Here is a 6,520-nt window from a genome sequence, read left to right as displayed (position 1 = left end):
TCGTCGTTGTGCGCGTACAGCACGTCGATCTTCGGCTGGGCCTTCAGGAAGGCCTGCATGACCTCCTTGCCCTTCGCACGGGTGAAGTCACCGGTCTGCGAGGCCACCACCTTGAACTTCGGGTCCGCCTTGATCACGTCGCCGAAGCCCGCCTTGCGGTCGTTGGCCGGCGCCGAACCGGTGGTGCCCTGCAGCTCGACGATGTTCACCTCGCCGGACTTGCCCTGGTCCTCCTTCACCAGCCACTCGCCGGCCTTCTTGCCCTCCTCGACGAAGTCCGAGCCGAGGAAGGAGACATAGAGCGAGTCGTCCTTGGAGTCCACCGCCCGGTCGGTCAGGATCACCGGGATCTTGGCGTCCTTCGCCTCCTTCAGCACGGTGTCCCAACCCGACTCCACCACCGGTGAGAAGGCGATCACATCCACCTTCTGCTGGATGAACGATCGCCTTGATCTGGTTCTCCTGCTTCTGCTGCGCGTCGGAGAACTTCAGCTCGATGCCCGCCTTCTTCGCGGACTCCTGGACCGACTTGGTGTTCGCGGTACGCCAGCCGCTCTCCGCGCCGACCTGCGAGAAGCCCACGACGAGCTTGTGGCCGGCCCCCTTGTCGGCCGCGCCCCCACCGCCGCCGGAACCACACGCGGTGAGGACGGTGACCATCGCACCGGCGACCAGGGCCGCCGCAGCTCTCTTGGACATGGTGGGACTTCCTCTCGGGATCATCGATCGCGCGAACGGCACCGGCTCAGATGAACGGGAGGTATCGGCGCCGTTTCGCTCGAGACCGATTGTTAACGCTCACAATCCTCAGCGGCAAGGCTCTCGCGCCCCGTTATCCAATCTTGACCAGCCCGTCTTCGGTGGCCCGAGGCACCGTCAACTCGCTTGCGAACCGGGACATTGATCAGGTGAAGGAGGGACTCCCCGCCACACGCGACTGGAACGACCGCCCTCTCTCGACCCTCAGCAGAGTCCGGAAGGCCATGTCGCCGCTCGAGGAGGCCTCTGGCCTTCCGGCGGGAAGCGCCCCCTGCCCGCACGGGTTCCCCCGCGCTCCGCCGCGGCACGCACCCCTCGCGGACCTCGGCCGTCGGATCGGCGAGCGCCCACCGGTCGAGTCGCTCCGATCGGCGCACCCCGGCCGGCCGCGGGCCGCAGGGTCAGTCGCGGCGGGCGGGGCCGGCGCTGCGGCGCAGGACCATTTCCGGGGAGATCTGCACATGGTTGCGGGTGTGGGCGACGCCGACGAGCTCCTTGAGGAGGAGTTCGAGGGCGCGGCGGCCGAGTTCGCCGAAGTCCTGGCGGACGGTGGTGAGCGGCGGGGTGAAGTACGCAGCCTCGGGGATGTCGTCGAAGCCGATCACGCTGATCTCGCCCGGCATGGCCCGGCCCGCCTCGTACAGGGCGCGGAGCAGGCCGAGGGCCATGTGGTCGTTGGCGCAGAAGACGGCCGTGACCTCCGGGTCGTGCGCGATCCGGCGGCCCACCTCGTACCCGGAGCGGGCACTCCAGTCGCCGCTCTCGACATGCGGCACGCGGGCGCCGCGGGCCTCCAGGGTCCGCCGCCAGCCGTCCTGGCGGTCGCGGCTCTCCATCCAGCCGGCGGCCCCCGCAAGGTGGTGCACGGTGCGGTGTCCGAGGTCGAGCAGGTAGCGGGTGGCAGCCTCGGCGCCGGCCCGGTTGTCGAACGACACCATCGGCACCTGGGACCGGCTGCCGGAACCGACCGCGACCACCGGGACCGGACTCGACAGCTTGGCGAGGGCGCCGACCGCCGAGATCTGCGGGGCGATCACCACGACGCCTTCCACGCCCTGGTCGCGCAGCCGGTCCACGGCCTCCTGCACGGAACGGCTGTCCAGCGAGCGCAGGCTGGCGACACTGACGAAGTAGTCGGCGGTGCGGGCGGCGCGCTCGATGCCGTCGAGCATCGAGGCGGGCCCGTACAGCGTGGAGTCGAAGGTGACCACACCAAGGGTCTGCGAGCGGCGGGTGACCAGGGCGCGGGCCGCCGAGTTCGGCCGGTAGTCGAGTTCGCGGATCGCGGCGAGCACCCTCTCCCGGGTGCCTGGCCGCACGTGCGGGGCGCCGTTGAGCACCCGGGACACCGTCTGATGGGAGACGCCGGCCAGCTTCGCGACATCCGCCATCACCGGCTGTCGCATCTCCATACCGACCGCTTCAACTCCCACGTGCAGCCCCCTCTGGTGCCCCCGTCCGACCGTCCGCCTCGTAGTGGTACGGCGGCGCCACTGTCTCATGCCTACACGGTGCCATATATATCCCAGCCGGAGGCGCGTCGGCCGCCGCCCTGCCTGGCGGCGGCAGCCCCGGCAGCAGGAGCACCCCGGCGCCCACCGCGGCCAGCCGGCCGAGCTGCCGTCTGGTGATGTCCACGATTCCGTCCTTACGTAAGGAAGACGCCAGGCGTCCGATGTCTTGGCGATCCTCGATGCGAAACCCGGCGCGATGGCCAGGGGCCCGGTAGATGTCGGTCCGGAACATCGGATGGACCGGCCTTCTTGTCTTGCGCACCGCATCCAGCGCACCGACCGCTGCCACAGTGGCATTACGGCGCCCGGACACAAGCGGGATCGGGCGAGGCTCCGGGCTGTGCCTCAGTACCAGAGGAGAACGGCCGCGGCGCGATTGTTAGCGGTCACAATATGGGGGACGAACTGTCGTTCGGTCGTTCGGATTAAGCCATCACTTTCGACGAACTCCAGCTGGACGTCAAGACGTCCGACCCGGCGGTGCCGCCTTGCGGTGTGGCCCGGCGGCCCGTTCGGTGGCGGGATCGTCGGGGCACATGGTCAGGAGAAGGTCCAGGTCTCGCTGTTGGTGCTCGCGTTCGAGGGGCACGAGACGATCTGCCGGGCCCTTCACCAGAGCTCAGCCCGCGACCCAGGGGACGACGCCCGGGCGGGGGCTGACGGAAGGTACGGCGGCGGCCCTCCGGCCGGCCTGGGCGGTCGCCTGGAGGAACAGCGCTACGTAGCAGCCGAAGCCCTGGAACACGGCGCTGGTCCGGGTTGTCACAGTGGCGAACGAGGTCGGACGCCGGCCCCGGGGCGCGGCACGGGAATGGCGGATGGGGGCGGCCCGGTCGTCGGGTCCGCCCCCATCCCCCGACGAGTCGGGTCAGCTCCAGGGCTGGGCGACCGTCCAGCTGGTGTCAGCGGCCCAACTGGTAGTGCTGTCCCAGCTGTTGGAGCCGCCATTGCCGGCGATGTAGGCCGTGTAGTTGTAGTGGCGGAGGTACTTCGTCGGGAAGTTGACGGACTGGAAGGAGGTGCCAGTCCCACTGTTGCCCTTGGTGGGGCAGAAGGTGGCGTCCTGGGCGAATGAGCCGGCGCCGTTGTCGGTGTTCACGTAGAGCTGGTAGTCGAAGTGGCGCAGGAACTGGCCGGGGTTGTTGGTGGACTCGAACGACACGCAGGAGCTGTTGGCAAGGCCGGCGCGGACGATCCAGGTGGCGTCGGCCTTGTCGGTGGCCGAGCTGGCGGAGTTGGTGTTGGAGATGACGACCTTGGTGTCGGCGTCGTCGTGGCGGAGGTACTGCGAGGTGCAGCAGGGCGCGGTGGTGGCCTGCAGCGAGACCCGGGAGCCGGGGGTCAGCGTGCCGGTGCTGGTCGAGCCGCTGGTGTAACCGGCGGCGGTGATGTTGGCCTGGACGGCGTTCTCGGTGGCGTCCGAGGGGTAGCCCGAGGTCATGACGCCTTCGTAGAAGGTGCCTTGGGCCCACTTGCTGTTGTCGCCGCCGATGCCGAGGATGATCGCGCCCTGCTTCTTCATCGGGTTGTAGCCGGGGGCGTTGGGGCGTACACCGTTGTAGAAGGTCGACAGGCTGCCCGACTGGGCATCGCCGCCGCGGAGGGCCCACTGGTTCGGGCCGCCCTTGAGCATGGCGGTCGGGAACCGGTTGCTGACACTGGGATCGTTGGCATTGAAGCCGCGGTTGACCCCGGAGAACAGGCCGTTCTCCAGGTCGGCCATGACCCACGGGCCGTTGCCACTGCCCCAGCCCCAGGCCTTGCTGTTGCCGAAGTAGAGGGCCTCCATGGTGCCGTTGCCGTCGTCGTTGTTGCTCGTCTCGGCGTTGCCGTAGTCGAAGCAGCAACCGCTGTTGAAGTGCGTGCCGTCGAAGATCGCGTACATGCCCTCCGGCTGGTCGCCGGTCGCGATGCCGTGGGTGTTGTTGTTCCGGTAGCCGGTCCCGGGAGCCACGTAGACACCGTAGGCCTTGTGCCCGCCGACGGTGACCGGCGCCTCGAAGGCGTTGGCGAGGTTGTCCGGCCCTCCGGCCGCCCCGCCGCCCGGCGCCTGGCTGAGGTGGTTGCCCTTGCCGGACTGGTCGTAGATGACCGTGATGACGCAGCTGGTGCCGGCACAGAAGGAGTCCTGCGCGGCGGCGTCGGCGTACCCGCCCGCGCTCAGCACCCCGATGTCCCTCGTCGCGCCGTCCGTACTGCGCCTGACCTGGTAGAGCGCGCCGCCGTACGAGCCGTACAGCGCCCGGGTGGAGCTGTGCGCCGCCACACAGGGCGTGTTGCCGGCGGCGTAGATGTCGCACGGACCCTGGGTGGCCGCCTGCGAGGTGGTGGCGGTGCCGGTCAGGACGCCGGCGGTGAGGGCGGCCGTCAGAGCGGCCCCGAGAACGGCCTTCCGGGCACGGCGGATCAACTGACGGTAAGTCATGGAAGCTCCCTGCGCGGGTGGGCGGGAAAGGGGCATCTTGTTAGCGCTCACAATCTGCGGCTGCAAGTGAGGGCATGCCGGGACCCTCACGGAGATGAGTGGCCCCCGTCAAGCGACTCCCCACTATCACCACCCGCGGAGACGGCGTCAAGACGTCCGGCGCGGACAACAAGGCTGCGCTGCCACACCTCTGGACGGGATCCGGCGGCCGGAGCTATAAACGTGACACCTGCCGGAAGGTCGGATTTCGCACTCCTCGTACCCCGGCAGCCCGTTGACGCCACCTCTGGCACTCGCGGACCCACCCCGTCGACCCAGCACCGTCTGCGGCATTTTTGTTAACGCTAACGGATCGGTGCCGACCTCCTCCCACCCGGAAGGACCAGATCCCCCGATGTCGTTCTCTCCCCCGAACCGCCGCAGCCTGCTCAAGGCGACCGGCGTTCTGGCCCTCGCGCCGGCCATCAGCCTCGGCCTCACCCCGGCGGCCGCCGAAGCCGCCGAATCCGCCGGCTCCTCGACGCAGCCGTTCGAGCTCGGCCAGGTCCGGCTCACCGCCGGCCGGCTGCGCGACAACCAGGACCGCGCCCTGGCGTACCTGCGCTTCGTCGACGTCGACCGCCTGCTGTACAACTTCCGCGCGAACCACCGGCTGTCCACCAACGCCGCTGCCACAACCGGTGGCTGGGACGCACCGTCCTTCCCGTTCCGGACCCACGTGCAAGGGCACTTCCTCAGCGCGTGGGCCCAGGCGTACGCGGGGGCGGGTGACACCACCTGCCGCGACAAGGCCACCTACATGGTGGCCGAGCTGGCCAAGTGCCAGGCCAACAACGCAGTCCCGGGGTTCTCCCCCGGCTACCTCTCGGGCTTCCCCGAGAACGACTTCGCCCAGCTCGAATCCGGCACCCTCAAGAACGGCAACGTCCCCTACTACTGCATCCACAAGACCATGGCCGGTCTGCTCGACGTGTGGCGCCTGCTGGGCAACACCCAGGCCCGGGACGTACTACTGGCCCTGGCCAGCTGGGTCGACCAGCGCACCGGCAGGCTCACCCAGAGCCAGATGCAGGCGCTCCTGGGCATCGAGTTCGGCGGCATGAACGAGGTCCTGGCCGACCTCCACCTGCAGACCGGGGACCCGCGCTGGCTGACGGTCGCCCAGCGCTTCGACCACGCGGCCGTGTTCGACCCTCTGGCCGCCGGTCAGGACCGGCTGAACGGTCTGCACGCCAACACCCAGGTGCCCAAGTGGATCGGGGCCGTCCGTGAGTACCGGGCCACCGGGACGGCGCGCTACCACGACATCGCCTCCCAGGCCTGGACGTTCTGCACCGGCAGGCACAGCTACGCCATCGGCGGGAACAGCCAGGCCGAGCACTTCCGCGCGCCCGACGCGATCTCCTCCCAGCTGACCAACGACAACTGCGAGCTGTGCAACTCGTACAACATGCTCAAACTCACCCGTGAGCTCTGGCAGTTGGCCCCCGACCAGGCCGCGTACTTCGACTACTACGAGCGCGCCCTGCTCAACCACGTCATCGGCGCGCAGAACCCGGCCGACCCCCACGGGCACATCACCTACTTCACCCCGCTGAAGGCCGGCGGCCGCCGGGGGGTCGGCCCGGCCTGGGGCGGCGGCTCCTGGAGCACCGACTACGACTCCTTCTGGTGCTGCCAGGGCACCGGTCTGGAGTCCAACACCAAACTGGCGGACTCCGTATACTTCCGCGACGGCACCACCCTGTTCGTGAACCTGTTCGTGCCCACCGTCCTCACCTGGGCCGAGCGCGGCCTGACGGTCACCCAGACCGTACCCCTC

4 protein-coding genes and 1 pseudogene are annotated in these 6,520 nt (G+C 69.2%); 1 reads left to right on the top strand and 4 read right to left on the bottom strand.

Features of this window, described 5'->3' with window-relative positions:
- The 4 genes and pseudogenes from C2142_RS36835 to C2142_RS36820 form a co-directional block, all read right to left on the bottom strand.
- A pseudogene (locus C2142_RS36835) lies at positions 1-699 on the bottom strand (ABC transporter substrate-binding protein); the annotation flags it as partial.
- A 461-nt stretch (positions 700-1,160) separates the two neighbouring features.
- Positions 1,161-2,171, bottom strand: a complete 1,011-nt coding sequence (locus C2142_RS36830) for a LacI family DNA-binding transcriptional regulator (RefSeq protein ID WP_148647245.1) — start codon at positions 2,169-2,171, stop codon at positions 1,161-1,163.
- A 721-nt stretch (positions 2,172-2,892) separates the two neighbouring features.
- Entirely contained in the window at positions 2,893-3,039 is a 147-nt protein-coding gene (locus C2142_RS36825) for a hypothetical protein (protein ID WP_153882851.1), read from the bottom strand.
- A gap of 102 nt (positions 3,040-3,141) precedes the next feature.
- On the bottom strand, positions 3,142-4,698 hold the full coding sequence (locus tag C2142_RS36820) for an alpha-L-arabinofuranosidase B (RefSeq protein WP_148647124.1): 1,557 nt from the start codon (positions 4,696-4,698) through the stop codon (positions 3,142-3,144).
- Between the two features lie 394 nt (positions 4,699-5,092).
- Between C2142_RS36820 and C2142_RS36815 the strand changes: the two genes are divergently transcribed.
- Positions 5,093-6,520, top strand: a 1,428-nt coding sequence (locus C2142_RS36815; RefSeq protein WP_206671108.1) for a beta-L-arabinofuranosidase domain-containing protein, incomplete at its 3' end; no start/stop codon positions are given.

The sequence above is a fragment of the Streptomyces sp. CB01881 genome (genome assembly GCF_002953255.1).
In the GTDB taxonomy this organism is placed as follows: domain Bacteria; phylum Actinomycetota; class Actinomycetes; order Streptomycetales; family Streptomycetaceae; genus Kitasatospora.
Note: the sequence above shows the minus strand (reverse complement) of the source record. Positions and strands in the feature narration are given on the sequence as shown.

Coding starts and splice junctions, on each gene's coding strand:
- C2142_RS36830 (WP_148647245.1), bottom strand. CDS start 2,171: ATGGAGATGCGACAGCCGGTGATGGCGGATGTCGCGAAGCTGGCCGGC.
- C2142_RS36820 (WP_148647124.1), bottom strand. CDS start 4,698: ATGACTTACCGTCAGTTGATCCGCCGTGCCCGGAAGGCCGTTCTCGGG.